The sequence below is a fragment of the Amycolatopsis benzoatilytica AK 16/65 genome (assembly GCF_000383915.1).
In the GTDB taxonomy this organism is placed as follows: domain Bacteria; phylum Actinomycetota; class Actinomycetes; order Mycobacteriales; family Pseudonocardiaceae; genus Amycolatopsis; species Amycolatopsis benzoatilytica.
Genome location: NZ_KB912942.1, coordinates 4,216,999 through 4,243,766 on the forward strand (window position 1 = coordinate 4,216,999; position 26,768 = coordinate 4,243,766).

The following is a 26,768-nucleotide window of genomic DNA, read 5'->3' on the forward strand; positions in this document are numbered from 1 at the left end:
GTCTAGGCCAGGTACGTCGGGCGTCCGGCGAGGATCGTCGCGGAGACCGGCATTTCCCGGAGTTCCTTTGTCGACAGTCCACTCGGGTCAGCCGCGGTGAGCACCAGGTCGGCCGGATCGCCGACCCGCACTCCGCGCCGGCCTCCCGACGAAGCGGCCAGCGCGTCTTCGAGCGGAATAGCCTGCTCGGGATGCCACGGCGGGCGCTCGTCGTCGGTCCGGCCGACCGCCGCCGCGATGCCGTCCCACGGGTCGAGCGGCGCCACCGGCGCGTCCGAACCGAATTCCAGCCGGGCACCGGATTGGAGCAGCGCACGGTAGGCGTACGCGCGATGGGTGCGGCCGGGCCAATGCCGGTCGGCGACGTCGCGATCGTCGGGCTGGTGCGCGGGCTGCACGCTCGCCACCAGCCCGAGCGCGGCGAACCTCGGCACGTCTTCGGGACGCAGGAGCTGCGCGTGTTCGATCCTTCCCGGACAGCCGGTCTCGGCGAACGCGTCGAGCGCGATCGTGTTGGCGTGGTCGCCGATCGCGTGCACCGCGGGCAGCAGCCCGTGCTCGCAGGCACGGCGCAGCAACGGCACCAGCTCTTCGGGCGGCAACTCCAGCAGCCCGGTCTCGCCGGATCCCGGGTATGGCTGGTGGCAGTAGGCGGTGCGAGTGTTGAGCGATCCGTCCACGAACAGCTTGAACGGGCCTACGCTCAGCAGGCCGTCGCCCGCTTGGAGGACGTCGCCGGTCCGGTGTCCTCTTTGGATGGTCTCGTCCAGCAGATACCGGGCGATGACGCAGGAAACCCGGGCGAGCGGCCGCTGCCCTTCCGCGCGCCGGGTCCAGTCGGCGACCGTGTCGGCGTATTCGTAGTCGACCACCGAGGTGACTCCCCGGCGGGCCGCGGCGGCCAGTGCGTCCGCGACCCATTCGTCCTGGACCTCCACCGGCGCGGACGGCAGCGCGGCGGTGGCGCTCATGCAGTCGTTTTCGAGCAGAACTCCAGTCGGATGGTCACGGCCGATCAGCTGCAGGGCCGCCGGACTGAGCCACAGCGTGTGCAAGTCCGCGCTGAACAGCGCGACGGCCCGGCCGGGAAGCGCCCGCTGCAGCAGATCTTTGTGCGGCCGGTCCGGCCACAGCCCGTCGCGGAAGCCCACTCCCACGACCAGGTCCTGCGCCGGACCGGCCAGCAGCTTCTCCATCAGCAGCTCGACCGCGCCGGCCGCCGACTTCGCCTCGCCGAGCGGAATGCGGCGGCGGAACGCGGCCCATTGCACGAGGTGCGCGTGCGCGTCCACCAGACCAGGCAGCAGCGTGCCGCCGTGCCCGTCGAGCACCCGCGCCGCGAACCCGTCACCGGCGCCGGGCGCTTCGACGGCGGTCACGACGCCGTCGCGCACCCGGACGTCGGCGAGCCGGCCCCGCAGCCCGATCCGGACGCGGCGGAGGAGAAGATCGTCCATCCGCCCAGCCTGCCAGCCCGGGTTGGCCGGGTGAAGCCGGATTCGCGGAAAATCAGCGCCGGCGGAGGGTGAACCAGAACGTGGGGAACGGGTTCGTGCCGGGCGTGACGTCGACCAGGTCCCAGCCGGCGAACCGGGTGCGCAGCTCGTCCGCGGTGACTCCGGAGATCAGGTCCGGCAAGGCGTCCGGCCCGTACCCGAACATCAGCAGCCGCGCACCCTTCGCCGCCGCAGCGGTGACGCCTGCCGCGTACGCGTCGCGGCGGTGCGGCGGAATGCCGCAGTAGCAACTCAGGTCGAACACCAGCGAAAACCCGTCGCCCACCGCCGCTTCGTCCAGCCGCGTGGCGTCGCCGTGCACCACCCGGACCGCCGCGCCGGCCGCTTCGACCTTCGCCCGTGCCCGCCGCACCGCCTCTTCGATGAAGTCGACCGCAACCACGTCCCAGCCGTGTTCGGCCAGATAGACCGCGTTCGTTCCGGTCCCGCAGCCGAGTTCGAGCGCCCGCCCGGCGGGCTCGGCAGCCACCAGCTCGACCAGCTCGGGCGGCGTGATCCCGGAGTCCCACGGCGGCCGTCCGGCCTCGTAGTAGGCCGCCAGTTCGTCGCGCACCGCCAGCTCTTCCTTGCTCAGCACCATGCTCTTCCTCCTCCGTTACTAGAGTCAAACTCTAGTGTTTCACTCTAGAGATATACTCCGTTCCATGAGCACTGCCAAGTCCGAGCGATCCCGGCTGACCCGCGCGAAGATCGTCGCCGCGGCCGGCGAACTGTTCGCCGAAAAGGGCTACGGGGCCACGAGCCTGCAAGACGTCGCGGCGCGGGCCGGGGTCGCGGTGCAGACGATCTACTTCGTCTTCGGCAACAAGCGCACCCTGTTCAAAGACGTCGTCGACACGACGATCGCGGGCGACGCCGAGCCGATCGACACGATGAGCCGCGAGTGGTTTCAGTCCGCGTTGTCCGCACCGTCCGCGGCGGCGCAGGTCCGCCTGCACGTCCGCGGCACCCGCCGCGTGCTGGAGCGAGTCGCGCCAGTCATCCCGGTGATCGCCGCCGCGACCGCGACCGATCCGGAGATCCCGGCACTGTGGCCGGACCGGGACCCGCGCTACACGGTGCAGCAGGCGGCCGCGAAGTCGCTGATCACAAAGCCGGGCGCACGCGAAGGCGTGTCCGCCAAGCACGCGGCGGACGTGTTGTACGGGGTACTCAGCCCGGAGCTGTACCTGGTGTTCACGCGGGAGCGGGCGTGGTCGGGCGCGAAGTGGGAGCGGTGGGCCGAAGAGACGCTGACCGGCCAGCTGTGCCAGCCGGACTGAGGCTTTCGGGTGAACCGCGGGCGACGGGAATTCCTGGCCGGGGGCAGGCGTTAAATCCGAGTAAGCAAGGCAGCCGTCGCCCGCCGAAGGGTCAGGGCCGGTCAGGGGCGCCGCCGTCATACGCCGCGCAGGGTTCGACTCCCTCGGTTGCCACGCACCCGGGCCGCGTCTTTCGGACGCGGCCCGAGTTGTTTTCACGGGCTCGCGAGGGGCGGAGGCACCCGGGTTCCCGCAGCGGCCGAGCAGATCTTTCCGCGACCCAGATCCAGTGATCCGATGGGGAACGTTCACCCGCGCCGCCGTCTCAGCCGCCCGCCCGCCAACACTTAGCCCTTGCGCTAACCATCCGCCAGCGCAATACTTAGCCTCATGGCTCAGTATTCAACCGTGCTCGACGGTGTCTTCACCGCGCTCGCCGATCCCACCCGGCGGGCCGTAGTGCGGCGACTGGGGCAGGGACCGGCGAGCGTCGGAGACTTGGCGCGCGAGGCGCCGATGACATTGCCCTCGTTCATGAAGCACGTTCGGATGCTCGAGTCCCACGGTCTGATCCGGACAGTCAAATCCGGCCGGGTGCGTACGTGCGAGCTCAATCGCGAGCGGTTCGCGCTCGTCGAGGACTGGCTCGCCGAACAGCGGCGCGTCTGGGCCGGCCGCGCTGACCGGCTGGAGCAGTTCGTCACCAGCCAGGAGGAAACGCTGTGAATCCCGATCTCGACCTGTCGCTCGACCGCGTGATCCGCGCGCCGCGCAAACGCGTCTGGGACGCCTGGACCGATCCGACCAGCCTCGCGCGGTGGTGGATCCCCGCACCGTTGCGCTGCCGGGTGGAGCGGCTGGACGTCCGCGCCGGCGGCGCGTTCGTCACGCGGATGAGCGAGGACGGTGCGGCGTTCGGGCCGCACCTCGACGCGTGTTTCCTGGTGGTGGACGAATACGAGCGGCTGGTTTTCACCAACGCGCTCGACAGCGGCTGGCGTCCGGCGAATCCGGCACCGGTCGCGATGACCGCGGAGATCGTCTTCCTCGACCACCCGGACGGCACCGATTACCGGGTGCTCGTCCGGCACGCCGACCCGGCCGCCCGGGACCGGCACGCTGACCTCGGGTTCGCCGACGGCTGGGGAACGGTCACCAGCCAGCTGGCACGGCTCGCGGAAGCCGGCTGACGCCCGGCAGGGATCGCGGAGGAACCTCTCCCTTATGCGTCCGGCACACTCGACGAGGTCAGCCGCGGGCCCGGTTCGTCCACAGAGGACACCGGGGACGGTTTCGCCCGCGACTGGCCCGCGATCAATCCAGCCGCGCCGCCGCCACCATCGCGCGGTACACGCCGGTGTTGTCGATCGTCCCGTCCAGCCGGTCCGAGCCCGGGCCGGTCGCGGTGACCGGCGTAGGCACGCCGCTGTGGTCGCCGGTCGTCCAGTCGACGACCAGCGAGAGGTTGGTCCCGGGCACCGGGAACGGACCGTCCTCGTCCCCCTTCGGCGGGCCGTCGGCGTTCTCGATGGCCAGGCCGCCGGTCTCGTGGTCACCGCCGATGACGACCAGCGTGTCCGGGTGCGAGCGGGTGAAGCGGAGCACTTCGGCGACCGTCGCGTCGAGTGCCCGGCCCGCGTCGAGTACGCCGTGCGCGTTGTTCTCGTGCGACATTCCGTCGATGCCTTCCTCTTCCAGGAAAAGGAAGAACCCGCGAGGGTTCGCCGAAAGCGTGTCGAGCGCCTTCTTCGCCATCACCGGCAGCGGGACTTTCGGCTGGTACGCGCCCTTGCCGTCCGGACCGTAGTCGACCATGTCCTCGTTGGCGAACAGGCCGAGCAGGCGCGGCGCGTGCGTCGCGGCGAGTTCGCTGGCGTTGCGCACGTAGGTGTATCCGGACCGCTGCGCCTGCTCGATGAGATTCCCGTGCGTGCCGCGGCTTTCCTCGCCCGGCTTGTCCGGCCACGCGCCCGGCTCGCCCTTCGGCAGCCACCAGTCCTCGCCGCCGCCGAGGAGGACTTCCGGACGGCTCTCGGTGAGGTACTGCTTGGCGATGTCGCTCTGCAGGTCGCGCGAGGGCACGTGCGAGGCGAACGCGGCCGGCGACGCGCCGGTGATCTGCGCCGTGGTGACCAGACCAGTCGACTTGCCGGCGCGCTTCGCCTGTTCCAGCACGGTCAGCAGACGGCGGCCCTGCGGGTCCTGGCCGACCGCACCGTTGACCGTCTTGTGCCCGGTGGCCAGCGCGGTGGCCGCGGCCGCCGAATCGGTGACGAGTTCGTTCCGGTCGGCCGGGTCGGTGTGCACCAGGCCGGTCACCGGAAGCCGGTTCATCGCCAGGTCGCCCGCGCGGCCCACGGTCGCCAGCCGGATGAACTCCCGCTGCGCCGCGCCCATGCCGTCGCCCTGGAGGTAGACGATGTTGCGGGCCTTCGGCTGCCATCCGGCTGGCTCCGCGCCGTCGCTGGTCATCGCCACCGCCGGCACTGCCCCCGCGACCGCGAGCGCCGCCGCGGTGAGCACCATCGCCTTGCGCATGTCGACCTCCATTAGTTAGGAATCTTTCCTAACATGTACGGCCAGAACTACGCGAGAGGGCACAAAGCGGATCGCCCGAACGGACGCAAGACAGCCCCGCGCCGGGTTCGCGATCAGGACAGGAACGGCGCCGGGTCGGCCAGTACCCGGTGGACGGTGCGACCAGCGGCGCCCAGCGTGGCCGCCGAATCGCCGAGCGCTGACGGGCTCAGCACCGGCACCGAGCCGCGCAGCGAGCCCAGCCGCGCGGTCAGCACCGCCTCCGCCGCCGGTGCCAGCCAGCGGAACAACCGCCCGAAGACGCCGCCCAGCACCACCCGGTCGACGTCCATCAGATTGACCGCCGACGCGAGAGCCAGTCCCAGCGCTTCTCCGGCGGCGGCAGCGGCGGACAGCGCTGCTGCGTCCTCCCCGGCCAACGCGGCGGCGAACTCGTCGACAGTCCCGACTCCGGCCGCGGCCAGCATCGCCTCCTGGCCGGCGTAGGTCTCCAGGCAGCCGACCGCACCGCAGCGGCAGGCAGGACCGGCCGGCGACACCAGGACGTGCCCCAGCTCCCCCGCCAGGCCGCCGGTGCCGCGAAACAGCCTGGAGCCGACAACCAAACCCGCGCCGATGCCGATTTCCCCGGACACGTAAAGGAAATCCGCCGACCCGGCGCCAAACCACAGCTCGCCGAGGGCACCCAGATTGGCCTCGTTGTCGACCGACACCGGCAGCGGCAGGTCCAGTACGACCGGAACGTTCTGCCATCCCAAGTTCGGCGCGCTCAGCACCACGCCGTCTCGCACCGGACCGGACACCGCGAGCACGGCTCCCGCCACCGTCAGACCGAGTTCGCGTGCTTCGGCCAGCGTCGAAGCCGCCAGCTCGGCCACCGCACGAAGCACCTCGGACGCGGGTTCTCGCCGGTTGTCTCGCTCAAGGCGCACCGCCCGCCGCACCGTGCTCGTCAGGTCGAGCACGCACGCGGCCAGGTAGTCCACATTGATCTCGAGCCCCAGCGAGGCCAGCCGCGCGCCGCTCAGCGAAACCTCGACGCCGGGGCGGCCGCGTTCCCCCGCCCGCACGGCCGCCTGCTCGGCCAGGAAGCCGGCCTCCAGCAGCGCGCCGACCAAAGTGGAGACCGTCGACTTGGTCAGCCCGGTCCGTTCGGCGAGCGCGGCGCGGGTGACCGGACCGCCGCGACTGATCTCGCCGAGCACCAGTTCGAGGTTCCGCGCTCGCATCGCGTCGTGCCGGACCGGCTGGGTCATCCGTCCTCCCTTGACGGCCGGGGCGGCCGCAGCGCACTATTTAGTCTACATCGTGAACTAAATGAAGGGACGGCGCATGCCCGACTACACCCCAACCCCGGAGGACAAGTTCTCGTTCGGGCTGTGGACCGTCGGCTGGCCCGCGGCCGACCCGTTCGGCGTGGCCACCCGCCCGCCGCTGGACCCGGTCGAGAGCGTGCACCGACTCGCCGAACTCGGCGCGTACGGCGTCACGTTCCACGACGACGACCTGCTCGCCACCGAGCCGGACCGCGACACCGCGATCGCCCGGTTCCGGAAGGCGCTGGCCGAAACCGGGCTGCGCGTGCCGATGGCCACGACGAACCTGTTCAGCCACCCGGTGTTCAAGGACGGAGCGCTGACCAGCAACGACCGCGACATCCGCCGGTACGCGCTGACGAAGATCCGCCGCAATCTCGACCTGGCCGCCGAACTCGGCGCGCAGACCTACGTCCTGTGGGGCGGCCGCGAGGGCGCCGAATCCGATGCGGCGAAGGACGTTCGCGCCGCGCTCGACCGGTACAAAGAGGGCCTCGACGTGATCGCCGACTACGCGGTCGGACAGGGCTACGACATCCGGTTCGCGCTGGAGCCGAAGCCGAACGAGCCGCGCGGCGACATCCTGCTGCCGACCATCGGCCACGCGCTCGGCTTCATCTCGCGACTGGAACGGTCCGAACTGTTCGGGCTCAACCCCGAAGTCGGGCACGAGCAGATGGCCGGACTGAACTTCGTGCACGGCATTGCGCAAGCGCTCTGGCAGGACAAGCTGTTCCACATCGACCTCAACGGCCAGCACGGACCGAAGTACGACCAGGACCTCATCTTCGGCCACGGCGACCTGGCCAGCGCGTTCTTCCTGGTCGACCTGCTGGAGCAGGGCGGCTACGACGGCCCGCGGCACTTCGACTACAAGCCGCTGCGCACCGAGGATTCCGAGGACGTCTGGGTTTCCGCGGCGGCGAACATGCGGACCTACCTGATCCTGCGCGAGAAGGCCCGCGCGTTCCGGGCCGATCCGGAAGCCGCCGAGGCGCTCGCCGCCGCGCGCGTGCCGGAACTCGCCACGCCGACGCTCGCGCCCGGCGAGACGCTGGACGATCTGGCAGCCGACGAATTCGACGTCGAAGCGGCGGGCAAACGCGGGTACCACTTCACCCGGCTCAACCAGCTGGCGCTGGAGCACCTGCTCGGCGTCCGGTAAATGAGGCGACGCGGGCGGCAGCGGTGATTTACCGTTGTCCGCAACGCGAAGACGGAGACGAGTAGCGCGGGGCACGGCGAGGGACAGAGAGCTGCCGGCGGTGAGAAGGCGGCGTCGCCGCCCCGCGTGAAGACACTCCTGAGCGCGGGGAGGAAATGCCCCGCCGGCCGGCCGCCGTCATCCGGCCCGAACGAGGCCGCCGGTCCGCCCGGCGGCGAAGGTGCGGTGGCACCGCGAGTGTCCCTTCTCGCCCGCACCCCCAAGGGGTCGCCGAGTGCGCTCAGGAGAAGGAATGAGTACCCGCACCCCGGTGGCCTGCCTGCGTGACCACGTGGGCTCCACCGTATCGATCGCCGGCTGGGTGCACCGCCGGCGCGTGCTGAAATCCGTGTCGTTCCTGGTGATCCGGGACCGGACCGGGACGGCGCAGGCAGTGTTTCGCGAACCGCCGGAGGTCGCCGAGGAGACCGTCGTCCGGCTTTCCGGCGTCGTGGCGGCCAATCCGCAGGCCCCGTCGGGAGCGGAGCTTCGCGACCCGGCGCTGGAAGTGCTGTCCACAGTGGAGAAACGGCCGCCGTTCCCGTTGTACCGGCCCGATGTTCCCGCTTCGCTGCCGGTAGTGCTGGACAACGCGGCAGTCGCGTTGCGGCATCCGGCGCTGCGGCACCGGTTCGAGGTGGCCGCGGCGAGTGTCGCCGCGTTTCGCCGGGTGCTGGACCGGGCCGGCTTCACCGAGATCCACACGCCCAAGATCGTCGCCACCGCCACCGAATCCGGCTCGAACGTGTTCCGGCTCGACTACTTCGGCCGGCCCGCGTACCTCGCGCAGTCGCCGCAGTTCTTCAAACAGGCGATGGTGGGCGTGTTCGAGCGGGTCTACGAGGTCGGGCCGGTGTTCCGGGCGGAGCCGCACGACACCGCCCGGCATCTGGCGCAGCACACGAGCCTGGACGCCGAGCTGGGGTTCATCGCCGACCACCGCGACGTGATGGCGGTGCTGCGGGAGGTCGTCGCGGAGATGGCCGGCGCGGCCGGGCCGGGCGCGCCAGAGGTGCCCTCGGACATCCCCGCAGTGGACTTCGTTGCCGCGCAAGAGCTTCTGGCCCGGCACACCGGCGAAGACCCGCGCGGGGAACCGGACCTCGCGCCCGCGCACGAGCGGTGGCTGGGCGAATGGGCGGCGCGGGAGTTCGGATCGGAATTCCTGTTCGTCACCGGGTATCCGATGGCCAAGCGGCCGTTCTACACGCATCCGGACCCGGCCCGGCCCGGCCAGTCCAACAGTTTCGACCTGTTGTTCCGCGGGATGGAACTCGTCACCGGCGGGCAGCGACTGCACCGGCACGCCGACTACTCGGCGGTGCTCGGCGAAGCCGCCGGGGACTATTCGGACTATCTGGACGCGTTCGCGCACGGGATGCCGCCGCACGGCGGGTTCGCCATCGGACTGGAGCGCTGGGTCGCCCAGGTGCTGCGGGTGGGCAACATCCGGGGGACCGCGTTGTTCCCCCGGGACCTGCACCGCCTGCGCCCGTAAGCCGGGCTATTTCGCGGCGAAGGTCAGCGTCGCCAGCGCCGAGACGAGCGGGGCCAGTTCCGGCACCTGCTCGGCCTCGGCCAGCGCGGCGGCGAGGGTCTCGTCGTGCGTGGGGCGGGCGGCGGAGAGCAGCTTCTGCCCGGACGGCGTGACTTCGGTGTAGATGCCGCGGCGGTCGTCTTGGCAGAGGTAGCGCGACAGCAGGCCGCGCTCCTCCAGCCGCGCGACCAACCGGGTGGTCGCGGACTGGCTCAGCACCACCGCGTTCGCGAGCTGGTTCATCCGCAGGTGGAAGCCGTCTTGACGGGCGAGCACGTCCAGCACGGTGTACTCGCTCACCGACAGCTCGTGCGCCCGTTCCAGCTCGCGGTTGAGCCGGTCCTCGATCCGCGCGTGCAGCGCGGCCAGCGTGCGCCAGCCCTGCGCCCGGGCTTCGACAGCGTCGTCGGCGACCGACACGGTGCACCCCTTCCTCCGATGCGGACGCAGTAAATGCACCTGCAAGTATTGCGAACGCCTGCAACTCCACTGTACCGCGAACCTCAGCGAACGTCGCCCGCGGACAGATCAGGTGGTCGGCGGTACTTTTGCCCGGTACTGGCACCGGGTATGTTGATCGGCGCCCGGCGAGAGGACACGACGCATGACCGGCACTGGCGACGCGGACGCGGGCACTACAGCGCGCCGGTTCGCGCTGGGCCGGTTCGAGCCCGCCCCGCCGCTGCTGGCCGGACGGTACGAGCTCGGCGAACGGATCGGCGACGGCGCGACCGCTTCGGTCCTTCGCGCGAAGGACCAGGAGACCGGGGCCACGGTCGCGGTCAAGCTGTTCCACGCGGGAACGGCCGAGCTGAGCCGGAGCCGCCGGGAGCAGGAAACGGCGGCACTGCGCGCGGTCCGCCATCCGGGGCTCGTCGCGTACCTCGACGCCGGCGTCGACGAGGGCCACGCCTACCTGGTCATGGACTACGTGCCCGGACCGAACCTCGCCGAGCGGCTGCGGTCCGGTCCGTTCCCCGCCGGTCCGGCTCTCGAGCTGGGCATCCGGCTCGCCGACGCGCTCGCGCACGTCCACGCGCACGAGGTGACGCACCGGGACCTCAAGCCGGCCAACATCCTGCTGGCCGGGGACGAACCGCGGATCGCCGACTTCGGCGTCGCGTTCCTGGTCGACGCGACCCGGGTGACCCAGACCGGCGCGGTGGTCGGGACCGCGGCTTACCTGTCCCCGGAGCAGGTGCTGGGCGAGCGGCCAGGTCCGGCCTCGGACGTCTACGCGCTCGGGCTGGTCCTGCTGGAATGCCTGACCGGCGTCCGCGAGTACCCGGGCACAGCCGCGGAAACCTCGGTGGTGCGGCTGCATCGGTCGCCGCGGATTCCGCCGGGCACCCCGGAGCCGCTGGCGAGAACGCTGCGTGCGATGACGTTGCGCGATCCGGACGAACGGCCTTCCGCGTCCGCGGTCGCCCGCGCGTTGCGCGGCGAGAAAGCTGTCCGGCTGCCGTTGCCGGTGCGGCTGGCCAGGCTCGGCCGCCGATCGGACGCCGCGCCGTCGCGCCGTCGGACGACGCTGGTGGCCGGATTGCCGGTCATGCTGGTCGCGGTCGGCGCGTTGGTGCTGGCCACCCCGGTTCGACCGGCGACGGGTTCCGTCCCGGAGACCCCGGCGGATTCTTCCCCGCCGCCCGCGTCGCCGAGCATGCCGGACCCCGCTACCGTTGCGCCGCCTGTTCCGGCGGCGAGGACGGAGCAGCCGCCGCAGGCTCCGGCGGTCCCGGGAAGCGAGACGACGCAGACCGCGTCCATCCCGGGCTCGACGGCCAGCGGCCCGCCGCCGTCGGCTTCGTCCCCTCCGTCCGCCCCGAGAACCACGCCGAGCCAAGCGAAACCGTCCGGCGGCCCGCACGGCCCGCCGCCCAGCGGCCCGCCCAGCCGGAAGCCTCCACATTAGACAGACCCGGCCACCCGGTCGGCTGACCCGGGGCAATTCGGTGGCGCGGTCGCCGCCGGCGCGGGATCCTGGGAACGAGCCGGGGAGGTGAGACCGATGACCGCACACGCACGACGGTGGGGGCGGCAGTGCCGGGAGCATTTCGAGCGCCCGGCTCCGGTCGCCGAGCCGAAACCGGACGCCGGGAAAGAACCGGCGGCGAAGGAAATCGAGACGGCCGCGAAGGAGAAAGCCCGCCGCCCCGGCTGAGCCAACCCGCCGGACGGCGCGCTTCCGCGGTCGCCGCACCGGGTGCCCGACGGCTTACTCGGCCTTCCGCGCGGCCTCGATCGCCAGCACCGCGATGTCGTCGTGCCCGGAATCGCCCAGCCACTGCCGCACTTCCTCGCGCAGCCGCCGCACGATCTCCTGCGCCGGCAGTCCCACGCAGTCCTCCAGCACGGTGTACAACCGCGCGTCGCCGAACAGCTCAGCGGATTCGGTGCGATTGCGCGCTTCGGTGACGCCGTCGGTGTAAAGCAGGCACACGTCGCCCTCGTCCAGATGCGTCGTCGCCTCCGCGAACCGCGCCTGCGGCGACACTCCGACCAGCGTCCCGGGCACGCTGACCTCCTCGACCCCGCCCCCGCGCCGCAGCACGAGCGGCGCCGGATGCCCGCCGGAGGCGAGGGTGACGTCCAGGCCGGATTCCGCCGGTGCGACCGAACCCAGCACGAGCGTCGCGAACCGGTTGCTGCCGCCGGAAATCAGCAATTCGTTCAGCAGCCGCAGCATGGTCCGGCCGTCGCGTTCGACCAGGTGCAGCGCGGCCAGCGAATGCCGCACCCGCCCGGTCAGCGCGGCCGCTTCCGCGCCCTTGCCGCAGATGTCGCCGACCACCACGAACGCGCTGCCGTCCTCCCGCGGGAGGACGTCGTAGAAATCGCCGCCGACTCCGAGCACTCCCCCGGCCGGTTCGTACCAGAGTTCGAAGTTCGCCCCTTCGACGTGCGCGGGCGCCACCGGCAGCAACGTCGACTCCAGGCCGCGCGTCGCTTCTTCCTGCTGGGCGTACCGCTGCGCGTTCGCCAGGGCCGCGCCGGCCGCGTCCGCGAACGCCTCGACCGCCTGCCCGTGCGCGGGCCCGAACGGCGCCTCTCCGCGCCGGCCGAGCAGCACCGCGCCGGCGATGCCCGAGCCGAACGACACCACCGACACGTCCAGCGCGTCCTCGAACGGTTCCGCCACCGCCGCGGGCAACGTCGAAACCTCGGCCACGGGCACCGTGCGGACCTCCGGCCGTCCCACGTCCGCGACCGCCGCCGACACCACCGGCGCGGCCTGCGCGGGCACCCGCCGGATCCGGCCGTGCCCGGACCCGCTGTGGTCGGTGCAGCTCCACCACTCCCACCGGCCGCGGGTGGTCGGCATGAGCACGAACGCGCACTCGCCCAGGGCGGACGCGGCGAGTTCGGCGATCACCCGGGCCGTCCCGTGCCGGCCGCGCGCGGCGGCCAGTTTCGGACCGGCCTCGGCGAGGAACTCTTCCGGGCGCCGCCGGCCGTCCTCGACGACCGTCCACGCGCGCCAGCCGTCGGGCAGGTCGCGGATTTTGGCCGGGCGACGGCCGACCATGCCGGTGGTCTCCGTCACACCGATCAGCTCGGCCGCGCCGAGCCGTTCGCCTGCCGCGTTCGCCCAGCGCAGAGCGCCGTCCGGGCCCTGGAGAAACACCGGGTCGCGGACGTCGGCGAGCGCCGAGCGCCAGAATCCGGCGTGCCCGGGCAGCTCGGCGCCGGGTGGCAGGGCCGACGCCGGAGCGGGCCGTGACACCATGCACGAACCTCCTGCCTCCGGGTCGACCTGACGGTCCTGGTCCTTCCAGGTTGGCACAGTGTGCGCGGGCGGACCGGGTCGAAGTGTAGGGCGAACCGTGGCACGCTGGGTCGACGACCATGGCTGGCACACGCGTGGTGGGAAGGTCGGCAGAGATGACAGTGACGCCCGAGACTTCCGGGAGCCCCCGGAACGCGGGGGCCCAGGAACCGGATTTCGTCCCCGCGAGCGAGGTAGCGGCGCTGGAGCGGCTGCTCGCGGCGGTGCACGATCTGGGGGACGGCAACTTCCGGCGGCGCTTCGTCGCGCACGGCGACGGAATCACCGCCCGGCTCGCCTCGGCGTTCAACGACATCGCCGAGCGCAATCAGCGGCTGGTGACCGAGCTCATGCGGGTGCGCACCGCGGTCGGCCAGGAGGGCCGGCTGAACGAGCGCGTCCGCACCGAGATCGGCCCGGGCGGCTGGAGCACCGCGGTCGACACGGTGAACGGGCTGATCGAGGACGTCAGCCGCCCGGTGGTGGAACTGGACCGGGTGCTCGGCGCGGTCGCCGGGGGCGACCTGTCGCAGCCGATGGCGCTGCAGCTGGACGGCCGTCCGCTGCGCGGGCAGTACGCGGAGCTGGCGAAGACCGTCAACGGGCTGAACGCGCAGCTGTCCCGGTTCGCCGCCGAAGTGATCCGGCTGTCCCGTGAGATCGCCGGCGAGGGCCGCCTCGGCGGGCAGGCCGAGGTCCCGGGCGTGTCGGGGACCTGGCGCGACCTCACCGACTCGGTCAACTTCCTCGCCGACAACCTGACCGAGCAGGTCCGCAACATCGCGTCGGTGACCACCGCGGTGGCCCGGGGCGATCTGACGCAGAAGATCAACGTCGATGCCCGGGGCGAGATCCTCGAACTCAAGAACACCATCAACACGATGGTCGACCAGCTCTCCTCGTTCGCCGACGAAGTCACCCGGGTCTCCCGCGAGGTCGGCTCCGAAGGCCGGCTCGGCGGCCAGGCGCGGGTGCCGGGCGTCGCGGGCACCTGGCGCGACCTCACCGACTCGGTAAACCTGATGGCGGACAACCTGACCGACCAGGTCCGCAACATCTCCCAGGTCGCCACCGCGGTCGCCGCGGGCGATCTGACGAAGAAGATCGACGTGGACGCCCGCGGCGAGATCCTGCAGCTCAAGACCACGCTGAACACCATGGTCGACCAGCTTTCGTCGTTCGCCGACGAGGTCACCCGGGTCGCCCGCGAAGTCGGCAGCGACGGCCGCCTCGGCGGCCAGGCGGAGGTCCCCGGCGCGGCCGGCACCTGGCGGGGCCTGACGGACTCGGTGAACCAGATGGCGGACAACCTGACCGACCAGGTCCGCAACATCTCGCACGTGACCACCGCGGTCGCGAAGGGCGACCTGACGCAGAAGATCACCGTCGACGCGCGCGGCGAGATCCTCGAGCTCAAGACCACGATGAACACGATGGTCGACCAGCTCTCGTCGTTCGCCGACGAAGTCACCCGGGTCGCCCGCGAAGTCGGCACCGAAGGGCAGCTGGGCGGCCAGGCCACCGTCCCCGGGGTCGCCGGCATCTGGCGCGACCTCACCGGCTCGGTGAACTTCATGGCGAACAACCTGACCGCGCAGGTCCGCAACATCGCGCAGGTCGCGACGGCGGTGGCGCGCGGCGACCTGACGAAGAAGATCGCGGTCGACGCCAAGGGCGAGATCCTCGAACTGAAGACCACGCTGAACACGATGGTCGACCAGCTGTCCGCGTTCGCCGACGAAGTCACCCGCGTGTCCCGCGAAGTCGGCACCGACGGGAAGCTCGGCGGCCAGGCGACCGTGCCGGGCGTCGCGGGCACCTGGAAAGACCTCACCGACAACGTGAACTTCATGGCCAACAACCTGACCGAGCAGGTGCGCAACATTTCGCACGTGACCTCGGCGGTGGCCCGCGGGGACCTGACGCAGAAGATCACCGTCGACGCGCGCGGCGAGATCCTGGAACTCAAGAACATCCTGAACACGATGGTCGACCAGCTGTCCGCGTTCGCCGACGAAGTCACCCGCGTGTCTCGCGAAGTCGGCACCGAAGGCCGCCTCGGCGGTCAGGCCCGCGTGCCGGGCGTCGCGGGCACCTGGAAAGACCTCACCGACAACGTGAACGTCATGGCGGACAACCTCACCGTGCAGGTGCGGAGCATCGCCACGATGGCGAGCGCGGTGGCGAACGGCGACTTGTCGAAGAAGATCTCCATCGACGCGGCCGGCGAGGTCGCGGCGCTGGCCGGGACGCTGAACGACATGGTCGAGACGCTGCGCGCGTTCGCCGACGAAGTCACCCGGGTCGCCCGCGAGGTCGGCACCGAAGGCATCCTGGGCGGTCAGGCGCGGGTGCCCGGCGTGGCGGGCACCTGGAAGGACCTGACCGAGAACGTCAACTTCATGGCGCACAACCTGACCAGCCAGGTCCGGAACATCTCGCAGGTCACCACCGCGGTCGCGCGCGGCGACCTGTCCCGCAAGATCGACGTCGACGCCCGGGGCGAGATCCTCGAGCTCAAGACCACGATGAACACGATGGTCGACCAGCTGTCCGCGTTCGCCGCGGAGGTCACCCGCGTGGCGCGCGAGGTCGGCACCGAAGGGAAGCTGGGCGGCCAGGCCGAGGTGGAAGGCGTGTCCGGCACCTGGAAGCGGCTGACGGAGAGCGTGAACCAGCTGGCCGGCAACCTGACCACGCAGGTCCGCGCGATCGGCCAGGTCGCGACGGCGGTGACCGCGGGCGACCTGACCCGGCACATCACCGTGGACGCGTCCGGCGAGCTGGCGGATCTCAAGGACAACATCAACCAGATGATCGCGAACCTCAAGGAGACCACCTCCGCGAACCGCGAACAGGACTGGCTGAAGACGAACCTGGCGCGGCTGTCCGGCCGGATGCAGGGCCACCGCGACCTCGCCTCGGTCGCGACGCTGATTCTGTCCGAGCTGGCCCCGCTGGTCAGCGCGCAGCAGGGCGCGTTCTTCATCGCGCACGACGACGACGGCAGCGGCGACCAGGACAAGCTGCTCGACTGCATCGCCGCCTACGGCCTCGCCCAGGCCCGCACCGGCCTGCGCTTCCGGCTCGGCGAATCGCTGATCGGGCAGGCCGCGGTGGACCGGCGGACGATACTGGTCAACGGCGCTCCGCCGGAGTACGCGCTGGTGTCGTCCGGGCTCGGCTCGGCCCCGCCGGTGAACGTGATCGTGCTGCCGGTGCTGTTCCAGGGCGAGGTGCTGGGCGTGCTGGAGCTGGCGTCGGTCAACGAGTTCTCCGCGGTGCACCTGGACCTGCTGGAGCAGCTGCGGCACACGATCGGCGTCAACGTCAACACGATCCTGTCGAACTCCCGCACCGAGGCGCTGCTGACCGAATCCCAGCGGCTGGCGCAGGAACTGCGCGCCCGGTCCGAGCAGTTGCAGGCGCAGCAAGGGGAACTGCGCCGGTCGAACACCGAACTGGCGGAGAAGGCGGCGCTGCTGGCCCAGCAGAACCGCGACATCGAGGTCAAGAACATCGAGATCGAGCAGGCCCGCCAGGAGCTGGAGGAACGCGCCGGGCAGCTGACGGTGGCGTCGCAGTACAAGAACGAGTTCATGGCGAACATGTCGCACGAGCTGCGCACCCCGCTCAACAGCGCGCTGATCCTCGCGAAACTGCTGTCGGAGAACCCGGAGGGCAACCTCACCGAGAAGCAGATCCAGTTCGCCAGGACGATCTACGCGGCGGGCAGCGACCTGCAGCAGCTGATCAACGACATCCTGGACCTGGCGAAGGTCGAGGCGGGCAAGCTGGACCTGCAGATGTCCGATGTGACGCTGCCGGAGCTGGTGAACTACGTCGAATCGCTGTGCCGCCCGCTGACCGCGGACAAGGGCCTGGAGTTCGCGGTCCTGATCGACCCTCCGGTGCCGGGCAGCGTGCACACCGACGAACATCGCCTCCAGCAGGTGCTGCGCAACCTCTTGTCGAACGCCGCGAAGTTCACCGACGAAGGCGGCGTACGCCTGCACATCCGGATGGCGGAGCCCGGCGAGGTCTCCCAGGAGTCCCTGCGCGCGGCAGCCGGAATCATCGCGTTCGCGGTCGAGGACACCGGAATCGGCATCCCGGAAGAGAAACTGGAAGTCATCTTCGACGCGTTCCGCCAGGCCGACGGGACGACGAGCCGCAAGTACGGCGGAACCGGCCTCGGCCTGTCCATCAGCCAGCAGCTGACCGAGCTGCTGAGCGGCGAACTGCGGGTGAGCAGCACTCCCGGCCGGGGCAGCACGTTCACGCTGTACCTGCCGGTCGGCGCGGCGAACCTGATCGCGTCCACGACCCCGGTCCGCCCGACACCGAAGCTGCCGGTGCTGCCGAGCACTATCACGGTGGCCGAGCCGAACAGCGCCCCGAAGCGTTTCGACGGCGAGAAGGTCCTGATCGTCGACGACGACCTGCGCAACGTCTTCGCCTTGGCGGCCGTGCTGGAACAGGCCGGCCTGGAAGTCATCTACGCGGACACCGGCGTGGCCGGAATCCGGGCGCTGGAGCGGCACGAGGACACCGCGCTGGTGCTGATGGACGTGATGATGCCGGAACTGGACGGCAACGCGACCATCGCCGCCATCCGAGCCGAAGCGGCCCACGAGGACCTTCCGGTGATCGCCGTCACAGCGAAGGCGACGGAAGAAGACCGCGAACGCACCCTGGCGTCCGGAGCGGACGACTACATCACGAAGCCAGTGGACACCGACCTGCTGCTGGACGTGATCGCCGCCCGCCTGGAGGCGGACGCGGCGTCGACGCAGCGGTCTTCGGAGAGGAACGATATGGAGCGGGTGACGGGAATCGAACCCGCGTAGCTAGTTTGGAAGACTAGGGCTCTACCATTGAGCTACACCCGCAGTGCCCCTGGTGACCCGGGAGCGAAGCAAGCTTAGCGTGCCCGCTAAGGTAGGTGGCACACCCCCCGGGTTGAGCGATCGACCAGCCGGTTCACGGGGGTGCCGGGATGTGGCGCAGCTTGGTAGCGCATCCGCTTTGGGAGCGGAGGGTCGCAGGTTCAAATCCTGTCATCCCGACTTCGGTCGACTTTGTGACCAGCGAAAACCCCGGGAGCCCGCTTGCGTGAAGCTCCCGGGGTCTCAGTTTGGGTCTCAGTACAAGGCGTTATACACCCCGGTTTCGTGTTCACGTCACCGCTCGGAGGGCCGGCGGCTCCTCGGCGCTCTCGCCGCCGGCGGAGCGCTTCGAAGGGTCGAGCAATCGCTGCACCTGAGCGAGAATCGCCTCAGCGTCCGGCTGCGGTTCCGGCGGCGTGGGCTTGTCAGGGACATCGCTCCACAGGAAGTCCCCTACCTGGTTCGTAATCCCCGAGACAACCTCGGTTGGCACATGCACGTAACGCTTGGCCACTGCGGCGTCGCCCCAGCCCATGATCTCCATGATCGCGGGCAGCGGGACCTTCAAGACGAGCAGCATCGTCGCCGCTGTGTGGCGAGCATCGTGCAGCCTGGCGTCGCGCACCTGCGCCTCGGCTAGCAGCGACTTCCACTCGTCGTGGTCGACGCGCGGATCAATCGGGCGGCCGGTCGGTTGCGCGAATACCCAGCCACCCTCCTGCCACAGTGTTCCGGCAAACTCCCGTTCCGCGTCCTGAGCCGCCTTGTGCTCCATCAGGAGTTCCAGCAGAGGCCCCGGGATCCCGACAAGTTCGGCGTCCAGCGTTGGAGGTGTTCTCTCGAACAGACGGGGCCGCGATGGTCTCAACCCAATGCTTCAACCAAGTCTCGACCGTCCACGCCTGTGAACCGACCTTGGTCGCCGTGCCGGAATCCCGATGCCGCCCCAGCTCGCGAACAGCGGAAATTACGTCGCATGATTCGGGCCAGCTCATCTCGACAGCTTTGCTTCAGCCGGCTCCGGTCCAACCGTGAGCGTTCCGCTGCGTCAGCCGCAGCGCATCGACAGTCCGCCGTCGACGGGCAGGCACACGCCGTTGATGTATGCGGCGCGGTCGGAGGCGAGGAAGACCGCGGCGTTGGCCACATCGCGTGGCGTTCCCATGTGCCCGGTCGGGCTCATCGCGTGGCGGGCGAGAAGTTCGGCCGGATCGTCAGTGAGCTGATGGGAGACCATCGGGGTCTCGATCAGGCCCGGCACAACCGCGTTGACCCGGATGCCGTCACGGGCGTAGGTCAGCGCAAGTGACACGGTGAGCTGGTTGAGGCCGGATTTGGCGGCGCTGTACGCAGGATAGGTGTAGCCGGTGTCGCGGATCGCAGACAACGACGAGACATTGACGATCGACCCGCGGCCAGCCTGCTTCATGACGGGGATGGCGTAGCGGCAGGTGAGATAGGCGCTGGTGAGATTGAGGGCCAGGCCGCGGTTCCACGTGGCGAGGTCGAGGTCGGTGATTTCGCCGGTGACCGACGCGCCAACGTTGTTGTGCAATACGTGCGGGATGCCCAGGGTCGAGACGACTTCGTTGACGGCGCCGGCGACATCGGCCTCGATCGTGACGTCGGCGGTGATGCTGATGGCGCTCGCCGAGATGGGCCAGTCCTGCTCTCCGAAATGGGCCAGCTGAGGAGTGCAGCGTAGCCGGTGTCAGCGGCGGAGCGGGATCACTCCGTCGGGTGCCGCGACGGGCATCTGCGGGCGTGCGGCTTCGGGTGTGGTGAGCAGCGCGACGATGGTGACCGGGCCGCCGCAGTGCGGGCAGTCCCGCTGGGCCGCGATGTGCGGCAGGGGCACTGCAGGCGCCAGCGGGGGCGCCGCCGGAGGCGGTGTCCCGAAGGACCTGGCGGTGACTGAGACGGGTGTGGTGCGTTCGACCTCCCGTCGGGCGGCTGCGGTGCGTTTGCACTGGCGCGAGCAGTAGAGCCGGGTCTTGGCTTGCCGGCCGGTGGCGACGAACGCTTCCCAGCAGATCGGGCAGGTCTTGCGGGTCGCGTTGTAGTTCGGGTCGTGTGGGTCAGGAGACATGTGCGTTCACCGCCTTGCGCAGCTTGTCCGATGTGGACTGATGTGAGCGGAGTCGATAGGAGGGGCCGTCGATACCGACGACGGTCGCGCGGTGCAGCAGCCGGTCCAGCATCGCTGCGGCGACGGTCGCGTCTCCGAAAGCCGTTGCCCAGTCAGCGATCCCGACGTTTGTCGTCAGGATCGTGCTCGACTTGAGGTAACGCTGGTTGATCACCTGGAACAACGCTGAGGCCCCGTCGCCGGGCAGTGGGAGATAGCCGAGCTCGTCGATCACGAGCAGTTTCGGTCCGGCGAAGAACCGCATGCAGGTGGCCCAGCGTCCTTCGACCGCGGCCTTGTGGCAGCGGGCGGCGAGGTCGGCTGCGGTGGTGAAGTAGACCCGGTTGCCGGCTTCGGCCGTGCCGCGCGCGAGTGCTGTGGCGAGCATGGTCTTTCCGACTCCGGGCGGCCCGACGAACAACACGTTGGAGGCGTCGTCGAGGAACCGCAGCGTCGCCAGGTCGCGGATGAGTTTCTCGTCGACGCCGGGTTGGGCGGCGAAGTCGAAGTCCGCCAGAGTCCAGGGATCCGGGAGGCAGGCGAACCGCAACCGGCCGGCGAGGCGGCGTTCTTCGGTGGCGTTGACCTCGATTTCCAGCAGCCTCTCCAGCGCCGCGGTCATCGACAGGTTCTCCGCGCGGGCCTGGTCGAGGATGCGGGGCAGGGCTTCGGCGGCGTTGTCGAGCTTGAGGTAGGAGAAGTGCGAGCGGAGTTGCTGATAGCGGCGGGCCTCGCTCATCTGTGGCCCTGAACGGTTTCCGGACAAGTGATCAGTCCTCCTTGGACTCATAGGTGGGTGCGCTGCCCAGCTTCGCCGCGGTGGCGGCGTAGGTGGCCAGGTCGATCACGACGTGGGCCGCGGGCCCCGTCGCGGGCAGGCCGCGCAGTCGTGCTGCTTCGGCCAACGCCGCCGCCGACGGCGGCCGGCGCGTCTTGTGGGTGCAGGGCCGATCGGTGCTGAACGCGCCCATCGCGGCGTGTTCGAGCGCGATCACGTGCCCGTCGTCGCGGACGACCCGGCCGGCCCCGTCCGGGGCGCGGTGGTGGACCGCGACCGTCGCGCCGCCCTCGGTGACGATCCGCAGCACGTCCGCGCCGAGCCGGTGACGGACCTGAACCTGCGCGCCGCCCAGCCCGGGCGGGACGGAATAGGAGTTGCCGCGAAAGGAAACCAGCGCCTGCGGCGTGACGATCCGGCCGAGGTCGAACTCGGCCGGGAACGCGACCAGCGGCAGGGCGTGCAGCCGCTCGGCCGCGGCCAGGCCGGCGACCGTGGTGCGCTCACCGTCGAGGACCCGGCGGCGGCTATCGAGCTTGGCCGCGAGACGATCCAGCCCGGCCTGCGCCTCGGCGATCGTGACGTCATCGCCGAGGGTGCGCCACCAGCGTTGCGCGGCCGAGTGGTTGGCCTTCTCGACCACACCCTTGCGGTTCCCGCGCCGCGGCGGACACGTCACCGACCGGACCCCGTAATGCTTCGCGACCTGGGAAAATGCGGGCGTGATCCGGCCTGAGGCGGGGTGGCAGACCGTGGCCATCCGGTCGAAGCGCCAGACCTGGGTCACCCCGCCCAGGCGCCGGACCACCGCGTCGAGGGCCTCGACCAGGTGCGGGAAGTCCTCGGCATCGGCCAGGACGCCGCGCCACTTGCTCGAGTGCGCCAGCGCGCCGACCAGCAGATGTGCCTGCTTCCCGGCGCCCCAGCTCGCCGGTGGGTCCGGCAGCTCGAGCCAGTCCCACTGGGTTTCCTCGCCCGGCGGGTGGGTGATGATCGCGACGTCCCGGCCGCGGGACACCTGGCAAGGCTCGCAGTGCGGGCGCAGCTGATAGCGGCGCAGCGCCCGGGTGAACGTCGAGTAGCCGCCTTGGTAGCCGAGCTCGGTGACCTCGTCCAGCAGCGTCGCCGCCCACAAGTGCGGGTCGTCGGCCAGCCGGGCGCGGCAGTAGCCGAGGAACGGCTCGAACGGGTCCGGCCCCGCTGGCCGTCGCTTGCCCGGCACCACCTCGCCGGCCAGGTAGCGGCGGATCGTCTTGCGGTCGCGTCCGAGATGTCGCGCGATCGCCGAGACCGACCAGCCTTGAGCACGCAGCGCCTGCGCCTCCACGTCTTCCTCCAGAGTGAGCATCCACGCCTCCGGTCACGATCACGGTGATCAACACCGAAACCGTCACCCCGAGGCCGCTGACCAGCGCAAACGACGCGCCGACAGGACACCCCAGCTGGGGAATTTCAGAGAGCAGGACTGGCCCTATTCAGAGAGCACCATCAATGCCCAGGGATTGGCCGCCGGCCGCCGTGATTCCCTTGACGACGCGGTCGGCTTCGCCGCGGTCGCGGTCGACGGCCACGACGATGGCGCCCGCTTCGGCGTAGGCCAGAGCCGCCGCTTCGCCGTTGGACAACCCTTGACCGCTGGAGCCGGCACCGAAGACGACGACGATCCGGCCTTCCAAATCTCGTTTGCTCACCAGCTGACCTCCTTGACGAGGAGCTCTGCCGTGACGACGACGATGTTTTCGCCGGGCATCGGCAGGCCGGTGTGGACAGTGCTGCTGCTCCTGGAGCGCACGCGTTCTCGGTGTGCAAAGTCGGTTATCGTCGCGCGTTGGGGCATGGACGCGCCGACGAGCTCGCCCTCGAAGCCCTGAGCGGAGAACCCGTCGTTGCAGAGCCGAGGGAGATCGCATCGATGTAGCCGGGCGTGAGTCCTGCGTCCTCGATGCCAGAGAATGCGACCTCTGCCGCGGGGGCCTGCACGCCGGGCATCGAGGTTGCCGAACTTGCGGTGCGCCCAGCCGGGCAGCTGCACTGCGCTCATCACGACACCTTTCCTCTCGATTTGTTGTGCGACGGCAGTGCTCCGAAACCGGCACACACCAGCCACCGCGCTCGCGCCGAGTGCTCGTCATCACCCTGCCGTCGAACGGCGGCTGCGCACACCGTCCCAGGACGAGAGATCGAGCCGGGTATTGCTCCGTTTGTAGAATCCCCGCATGCCCCAAAGCGTCGTCTCAACGGTGATCGATCAACTGGCGGAGGAACTGTCCCGCTCGGTGGTCATCAATGACCCGGCAGTGCAGATGCTGTACACCAGCGCGCACTACGGAGACGAGGATCCCGTTCGCGTCAGGGCGCTGCTCAACCACGGAGCAGAGCCGCGGGCTCGCGGGCACGTTCTCGCGCAGGGCGTGTCGAACTGGACGCGAGCCGGACTCATCCCGCCCGACATGGACATCGGGATGCATGCGCGCGTGTGCGTCCCGATCCGATTCGAGGGTGAGCTTTTGGGCCTGCTGATGGTGATGGACGCGGACGGCAGCATCACCACCGCAGAGCTCGGACGCGTCAACGAGGTCGCTCAAGAGTTGGCGTACGCGCTGCATGACAGCCGAGAGGAGGCCAGTCCGGGCAGCCAGGACGAGCAGCTCGTGCTGGACCTGGTTGGCACCGACCCGTCTGCACGACGCAGCGCTATCGCAACCATGAACGGGAGCGGACGCGGCGAGCGCTTCACCGCCGTCACCGCCGTCGACATCAGAGTGGCCGGACCCACCACGACGACCCGCCCACACGTCGAGATCGCCTTGCGCAACGCCCTGTCCGCGAGGCCGCGAGCCGACAAGACGGATTCGATGTTCGCGGTCACCGGCGAGTCGGCAGTGCTGCTAGTCGGGTCGCAGCCACGGAATCCGCAGCCGGTCAGCCGGCGCGTGGGACAAATTCTCGACCGGACACACGAACTAGCCTCCGGCCGCTTCCGCTGCGTCGCCGGCCTTGGGAGCACCGGTGACGGGCTCGATCACGCGTCCCGCTCACTGGCGCAGGCGAACCTGGCATGCAGGGCCGCCGCCCTCGGACTAGGCGACGAGGTCACGCCTTGGGAGTCGCTCGGCGCTTACGGGCCCTTGCTGTTGATTCCGCCTGAGCACCTGTCGGAGGCGCTGCTGCCGCACCCTCTGCAGCAGCTTCGCGCGATAGATGCCGACGGTCATCTAGCCGCGACGCTGCGGGCGTACCTGGATTCGGCCGGCAACGGCCCCGCCGCGGCCGAGCAACTCCACATCCACCGGACGTCGCTGTACTACCGGCTCGGACGGATCCACGAGCTGGCCGGGCTCGACGTAGCCGACGGGCACACCCGACAGGCAGTGCACGCCGGGTTCGCGATGCTCGACATCATCCAGGCGCGCTCGCAGAGCTGATCAGCCGTGTTTCGACAGTCGGAGCAAAGCGTGGCGCGTTTTCTCGTCGCACGACGGTAGTGACCGGCCAACACACAGCCGACACTGCTCGGCACCGGACGATGCCGGAACCCCGGCCGGACGCAGGCGCCGAACTCGACGAGGAGCAGCCCGATGCCCACCTTCACCACCAACGACGGTGTCACGCTCGCCTACGAGGACACCGGAGGCGAGGGCACGCCCCTGGTGATGGTGCACGGTTGGGGCCAGACCCAGGCTATGTTCCGCAACCAGCTCGCCGGCCTGGGCAAGCACCGCCGAGTCATCACCTATGACCAGCGCGGCCACGGCGTGTCCGAAAAGCCCCGCCACGGCTACCGCATCGCGCGGCTCGCCCAAGACTTCGAGCAGCTACTGGATCATCTCGGTCTGCACGAGGCCGACGCCCTCGGCTGGTCCATGGGCGCATCCGTCCTGTGGAGCTACATCGACAGCCACGGGACCGGACGCATACGCCGACTCGTGATCGTCGATCAGCCAGCCGCTGTCGCAGCAGTGCCCTGGATGACGAAGGACGAGCAGACCGAATCCGGCGCGATCTTCGACGTGAACGGCCTGCTGGAGTTGGCCGCCAATCTGAACGGGCCGGACGGGCCAGCGGCCCTCGAGGCATTCGAGCACTCGATGTTCTCCGGTGACACCGACCCGCAGGTGTGGAACTTCGTCGTCGAAGAGATCAAATCGACTCCGGCGTACGCGGGTGTGCCGCTGTTGTTCGACCACTGCGCACAGGACTGGCGTGACGTCCTACCCCGCATCAACGTCCCCACGCTAGTCATCGGCTGCGACGGCAGCCATGTTCACCCGGACTCGCAGCGCTACATCGCCGAACGAGTCCCGAACGCCGAGCTGCACATCTTCCCCACCACCGAGGCGAGCTCGCACTTCGTGTTCCTGGAGAACCCTTCGGCGTTCGACGCGATCGTCGAAAAGTTCCTCGGCTAAGGATCTCCCCGCAGCGCCGCCCTCTCCGGAGCTCGCCGTGCCCCGGGCGAAGCCAGATTCACCTGCCCACCATGCAGGTGAATCTGGCCATGGCGGGCTGCTTGCCCGAGTCCTCGGGCACGCGCTGGAGGCCGCGCCGTCAACCTGGACACTCCGGAACACCGATGCGTCCCCTGCCTCGGCAGCGGTAGACGGGCTGGCACGCGGGAACTAAGGCGGCAGTTCAGCAAGGTGCCACCGCGCCCATGACACCAGCCGGGCACCAGCCGGGATGCTTTGCCAACCAGGCATCCCGCTGCCGGATGACATCCTGCTGCGTCAAGCCCCGTGCCGCATTCAGGCAACTGCCGGTCTGACAGGACTTGGCCTTGGGCCGGCTGGTGGCAGCCGGACGCGTAGGTGGCGGCGAAGGTGCCGGCTTCGTCGTACTCGGCGCTACTGCCTTTGGCGTTGTCGTCGTGGGCGCGGTCGCAGGCGCGACTGTAGCGCTCGTTTCCCTCAGACTCGACCGCAGGGACTCCGCCGGAGGTTGGCTCGGCATCGCTGGACTACACGCCGTGAAAACGGCGAGCAGCGGGACGGCCAATACACCGGCTATTCTGGCCTTTCCCATCGCAGTTCCCTCACCTCTCGCAATCGCGCAGGTTGGTGCGACCGAACTTGGTTCATCGGTTGTGGTCGTCCGTCGCCGGAACCGGCCGGGCCGATGGCTTGTACGACGTCGGTTTTGTCATCGCCGGCACCAGAAAACCGACGAGGAGCGAGCCGGCGGACAACGCGACCAACGCGGTGATCTGGAAGGCGCCGGGCGACAGGTGTACTTGCCACGGAGAGCCCGGCATGGCCGTGAACCAGGCGGCTGCGGCAAGCGTCGGAGCGATGATTTCAGCACGACCGGCCGCTTTCCGGCCCGCGACGTCGGCGGCCGCCACCGTCTGGGCGGCCTTGGCCTTGCGCCAGAACAGCAGCCAGGCAATGACCGGCGTCGCGGCCAGCCAGCCGAAGTACCACGCGATGCGGAACGGCCAGTACGCCTCCGGGGCGGACGATGTCAGGCTGGCGACCAACCCCAAGCCGGCGGTATATGCGGCCAGTACTTCGGTGGGGATGACGCTGACCAGCGCCTTGCCCCAAGTGACTTCCTGGTCGTCCAGCGTGACGGCCTTGTCGCCGGGGTCGGTCGCATCTCGGGCAACAGCCAGTGTGGTACTCGTCGACAGGCTCATGGCTGATCTTCTCGCTTCGCCTACAACAGGACTCCCTGCAGATGTGACTCGCACATGTTGGCCTGCGCGTTACGTTCCGTCACTACCGTGGCCCGACTGTTACCAATACGCGCACAGCCCCGAAGGCACGGCCGTTGCCTGTAACGGACTTCATGAACCACCAGATGTCAGCTCCGTTGAGTTCGACGGTAGCTGGCTTGCGATTCGGGAAAGCGTGGT

25 protein-coding genes and 2 tRNA genes are annotated in these 26,768 nt (G+C 69.9%); 12 read left to right on the forward strand and 15 right to left on the reverse strand.

Features of this window, described 5'->3' with window-relative positions; all coding sequences use genetic code 11:
- Window positions 1–2: 2 nt before the first annotated feature.
- Both AMYBE_RS0119330 and AMYBE_RS0119335 read right to left on the reverse strand, forming a co-directional pair.
- The gene (locus AMYBE_RS0119330; RefSeq protein ID WP_020661047.1) at window positions 3–1,457 is read right to left on the reverse strand and encodes an amidohydrolase; all 1,455 of its coding nucleotides are present in this window, start codon (window positions 1,455–1,457) and stop codon (window positions 3–5) included.
- Window positions 1,458–1,509: 52 nt separating this feature from the next.
- Window positions 1,510–2,097: a class I SAM-dependent methyltransferase gene (locus tag AMYBE_RS0119335; RefSeq protein WP_020661048.1), complete on the reverse strand. Its 588-nt coding sequence runs from the start codon at window positions 2,095–2,097 to the stop codon at window positions 1,510–1,512.
- 64 nt (window positions 2,098–2,161) lie between these two features.
- Between AMYBE_RS0119335 and AMYBE_RS0119340 the strand changes: the two genes are divergently transcribed.
- From AMYBE_RS0119340 to AMYBE_RS0119350, 3 genes are all read left to right on the forward strand, one after another.
- Window positions 2,162–2,779 (forward strand): TetR/AcrR family transcriptional regulator, encoded by a 618-nt coding sequence (locus AMYBE_RS0119340; RefSeq protein ID WP_020661049.1) that lies wholly within the window; start codon window positions 2,162–2,164, stop codon window positions 2,777–2,779.
- 369 nt (window positions 2,780–3,148) lie between these two features.
- Entirely contained in the window at window positions 3,149–3,484 is a 336-nt protein-coding gene (locus AMYBE_RS0119345; RefSeq protein WP_020661050.1) for an ArsR/SmtB family transcription factor, read from the forward strand.
- Window positions 3,481–3,948 carry an SRPBCC domain-containing protein gene (locus AMYBE_RS0119350; protein WP_020661051.1) on the forward strand — a complete coding sequence of 156 codons (468 nt, stop codon included), beginning with the start codon at window positions 3,481–3,483 and terminating at the stop codon, window positions 3,946–3,948. The genes AMYBE_RS0119345 and AMYBE_RS0119350 overlap by 4 nt, the downstream gene beginning before the upstream one ends.
- Window positions 3,949–4,072: 124 nt before the next feature.
- On the opposite strand, the gene AMYBE_RS0119355 is transcribed toward AMYBE_RS0119350, so the two are convergent.
- Both AMYBE_RS0119355 and AMYBE_RS0119360 read right to left on the reverse strand, forming a co-directional pair.
- Window positions 4,073–5,296, reverse strand: a complete 1,224-nt coding sequence (locus tag AMYBE_RS0119355; RefSeq protein WP_027927805.1) for an alkaline phosphatase — start codon at window positions 5,294–5,296, stop codon at window positions 4,073–4,075.
- Window positions 5,297–5,409: 113 nt separating this feature from the next.
- A complete protein-coding gene (locus AMYBE_RS0119360; RefSeq protein WP_020661053.1) occupies window positions 5,410–6,552 on the reverse strand; it encodes an ROK family transcriptional regulator in 1,143 nt (380 codons plus the stop codon).
- A gap of 76 nt (window positions 6,553–6,628) precedes the next feature.
- Here AMYBE_RS0119360 and xylA point away from each other — a divergent pair, with 76 nt between their 5' ends.
- Together xylA and aspS are read left to right on the forward strand one after the other, a co-directional pair.
- Complete coding sequence (gene xylA / locus AMYBE_RS0119365; protein ID WP_020661054.1) at window positions 6,629–7,777, forward strand: xylose isomerase; 1,149 nt, start codon at window positions 6,629–6,631, stop codon at window positions 7,775–7,777.
- Between the two features lie 292 nt (window positions 7,778–8,069).
- Window positions 8,070–9,314: an aspartate--tRNA(Asn) ligase gene (gene aspS, locus AMYBE_RS0119370; protein WP_020661055.1), complete on the forward strand. Its 1,245-nt coding sequence runs from the start codon at window positions 8,070–8,072 to the stop codon at window positions 9,312–9,314.
- A gap of 6 nt (window positions 9,315–9,320) precedes the next feature.
- Here aspS and AMYBE_RS0119375 read toward each other — a convergent pair whose 3' ends face one another.
- Complete coding sequence (locus AMYBE_RS0119375; RefSeq protein WP_020661056.1) at window positions 9,321–9,773, reverse strand: MarR family winged helix-turn-helix transcriptional regulator; 453 nt, start codon at window positions 9,771–9,773, stop codon at window positions 9,321–9,323.
- 184 nt (window positions 9,774–9,957) lie between these two features.
- Between AMYBE_RS0119375 and AMYBE_RS41975 the strand changes: the two genes are divergently transcribed.
- Both AMYBE_RS41975 and AMYBE_RS44960 read left to right on the forward strand, forming a co-directional pair.
- Complete coding sequence (locus AMYBE_RS41975; protein WP_020661057.1) at window positions 9,958–11,265, forward strand: serine/threonine-protein kinase; 1,308 nt, start codon at window positions 9,958–9,960, stop codon at window positions 11,263–11,265.
- Window positions 11,266–11,361: 96 nt separating this feature from the next.
- Window positions 11,362–11,514, forward strand: coding sequence for a hypothetical protein (locus AMYBE_RS44960; RefSeq protein ID WP_020661058.1), 153 nt, complete (start codon window positions 11,362–11,364; stop codon window positions 11,512–11,514).
- A 54-nt stretch (window positions 11,515–11,568) separates the two neighbouring features.
- Here AMYBE_RS44960 and AMYBE_RS0119390 read toward each other — a convergent pair whose 3' ends face one another.
- A complete protein-coding gene (locus AMYBE_RS0119390; RefSeq protein WP_020661059.1) occupies window positions 11,569–13,080 on the reverse strand; it encodes a PP2C family protein-serine/threonine phosphatase in 1,512 nt (503 codons plus the stop codon).
- Between the two features lie 155 nt (window positions 13,081–13,235).
- Between AMYBE_RS0119390 and AMYBE_RS43420 the strand changes: the two genes are divergently transcribed.
- Window positions 13,236–17,969, forward strand: a complete 4,734-nt coding sequence (locus AMYBE_RS43420; protein WP_211226833.1) for a HAMP domain-containing protein — start codon at window positions 13,236–13,238, stop codon at window positions 17,967–17,969.
- Here AMYBE_RS43420 and AMYBE_RS0119425 read toward each other — a convergent pair.
- A tRNA-Gly gene (locus AMYBE_RS0119425) sits at window positions 17,938–18,011 on the reverse strand. The genes AMYBE_RS43420 and AMYBE_RS0119425 overlap by 32 nt on opposite strands.
- Window positions 18,012–18,114: 103 nt before the next feature.
- Here AMYBE_RS0119425 and AMYBE_RS0119430 point away from each other — a divergent pair.
- Window positions 18,115–18,188, forward strand: a tRNA-Pro gene (locus AMYBE_RS0119430).
- A gap of 109 nt (window positions 18,189–18,297) precedes the next feature.
- Here the strand turns inward: AMYBE_RS0119430 and AMYBE_RS41980 are convergent.
- Both AMYBE_RS41980 and AMYBE_RS0119440 read right to left on the reverse strand, forming a co-directional pair.
- A complete protein-coding gene (locus tag AMYBE_RS41980) occupies window positions 18,298–18,783 on the reverse strand; it encodes a tyrosine-type recombinase/integrase (protein WP_020661060.1) in 486 nt (161 codons plus the stop codon).
- A 273-nt stretch (window positions 18,784–19,056) separates the two neighbouring features.
- Window positions 19,057–19,626 carry an SDR family NAD(P)-dependent oxidoreductase gene (locus tag AMYBE_RS0119440; protein ID WP_245573401.1) on the reverse strand — a complete coding sequence of 190 codons (570 nt, stop codon included), beginning with the start codon at window positions 19,624–19,626 and terminating at the stop codon, window positions 19,057–19,059.
- On the opposite strand from AMYBE_RS0119440, the gene AMYBE_RS46665 reads away from it, so the two are divergent.
- Entirely contained in the window at window positions 19,574–19,699 is a 126-nt protein-coding gene (locus AMYBE_RS46665; protein WP_020661062.1) for a hypothetical protein, read from the forward strand. The genes AMYBE_RS0119440 and AMYBE_RS46665 overlap by 53 nt on opposite strands.
- Window positions 19,700–19,719: 20 nt before the next feature.
- On the opposite strand, the gene AMYBE_RS0119450 is transcribed toward AMYBE_RS46665, so the two are convergent.
- From AMYBE_RS0119450 to AMYBE_RS44970, 5 genes are all read right to left on the reverse strand, one after another.
- The gene (locus tag AMYBE_RS0119450) at window positions 19,720–20,097 is read right to left on the reverse strand and encodes a hypothetical protein (protein ID WP_020661063.1); all 378 of its coding nucleotides are present in this window, start codon (window positions 20,095–20,097) and stop codon (window positions 19,720–19,722) included.
- Window positions 20,087–20,875: an IS21-like element helper ATPase IstB gene (istB, locus tag AMYBE_RS0119455; protein ID WP_020661064.1), complete on the reverse strand. Its 789-nt coding sequence runs from the start codon at window positions 20,873–20,875 to the stop codon at window positions 20,087–20,089. The genes AMYBE_RS0119450 and istB overlap by 11 nt, the downstream gene beginning before the upstream one ends.
- A 31-nt stretch (window positions 20,876–20,906) precedes the next feature.
- On the reverse strand, window positions 20,907–22,262 hold the full coding sequence (istA, locus tag AMYBE_RS0119460; protein WP_020661065.1) for an IS21 family transposase: 1,356 nt from the start codon (window positions 22,260–22,262) through the stop codon (window positions 20,907–20,909).
- A gap of 127 nt (window positions 22,263–22,389) precedes the next feature.
- The gene (locus tag AMYBE_RS46215) at window positions 22,390–22,605 is read right to left on the reverse strand and encodes a hypothetical protein (protein WP_020661066.1); all 216 of its coding nucleotides are present in this window, start codon (window positions 22,603–22,605) and stop codon (window positions 22,390–22,392) included.
- Entirely contained in the window at window positions 22,602–22,955 is a 354-nt protein-coding gene (locus tag AMYBE_RS44970) for a hypothetical protein (RefSeq protein ID WP_154676247.1), read from the reverse strand. Before AMYBE_RS44970 ends, AMYBE_RS46215 begins: the two co-directional genes overlap by 4 nt.
- A 175-nt stretch (window positions 22,956–23,130) precedes the next feature.
- On the opposite strand from AMYBE_RS44970, the gene AMYBE_RS0119475 reads away from it, so the two are divergent.
- Entirely contained in the window at window positions 23,131–24,339 is a 1,209-nt protein-coding gene (locus tag AMYBE_RS0119475) for a helix-turn-helix domain-containing protein (protein ID WP_027927812.1), read from the forward strand.
- Window positions 24,340–24,492: 153 nt separating this feature from the next.
- Window positions 24,493–25,323, forward strand: a complete 831-nt coding sequence (locus tag AMYBE_RS0119480; protein WP_020661069.1) for an alpha/beta fold hydrolase — start codon at window positions 24,493–24,495, stop codon at window positions 25,321–25,323.
- Between the two features lie 665 nt (window positions 25,324–25,988).
- On the opposite strand, the gene AMYBE_RS0119485 is transcribed toward AMYBE_RS0119480, so the two are convergent.
- Window positions 25,989–26,549 carry a hypothetical protein gene (locus AMYBE_RS0119485; protein ID WP_020661070.1) on the reverse strand — a complete coding sequence of 187 codons (561 nt, stop codon included), beginning with the start codon at window positions 26,547–26,549 and terminating at the stop codon, window positions 25,989–25,991.
- Window positions 26,550–26,768 lie beyond the last annotated feature (219 nt).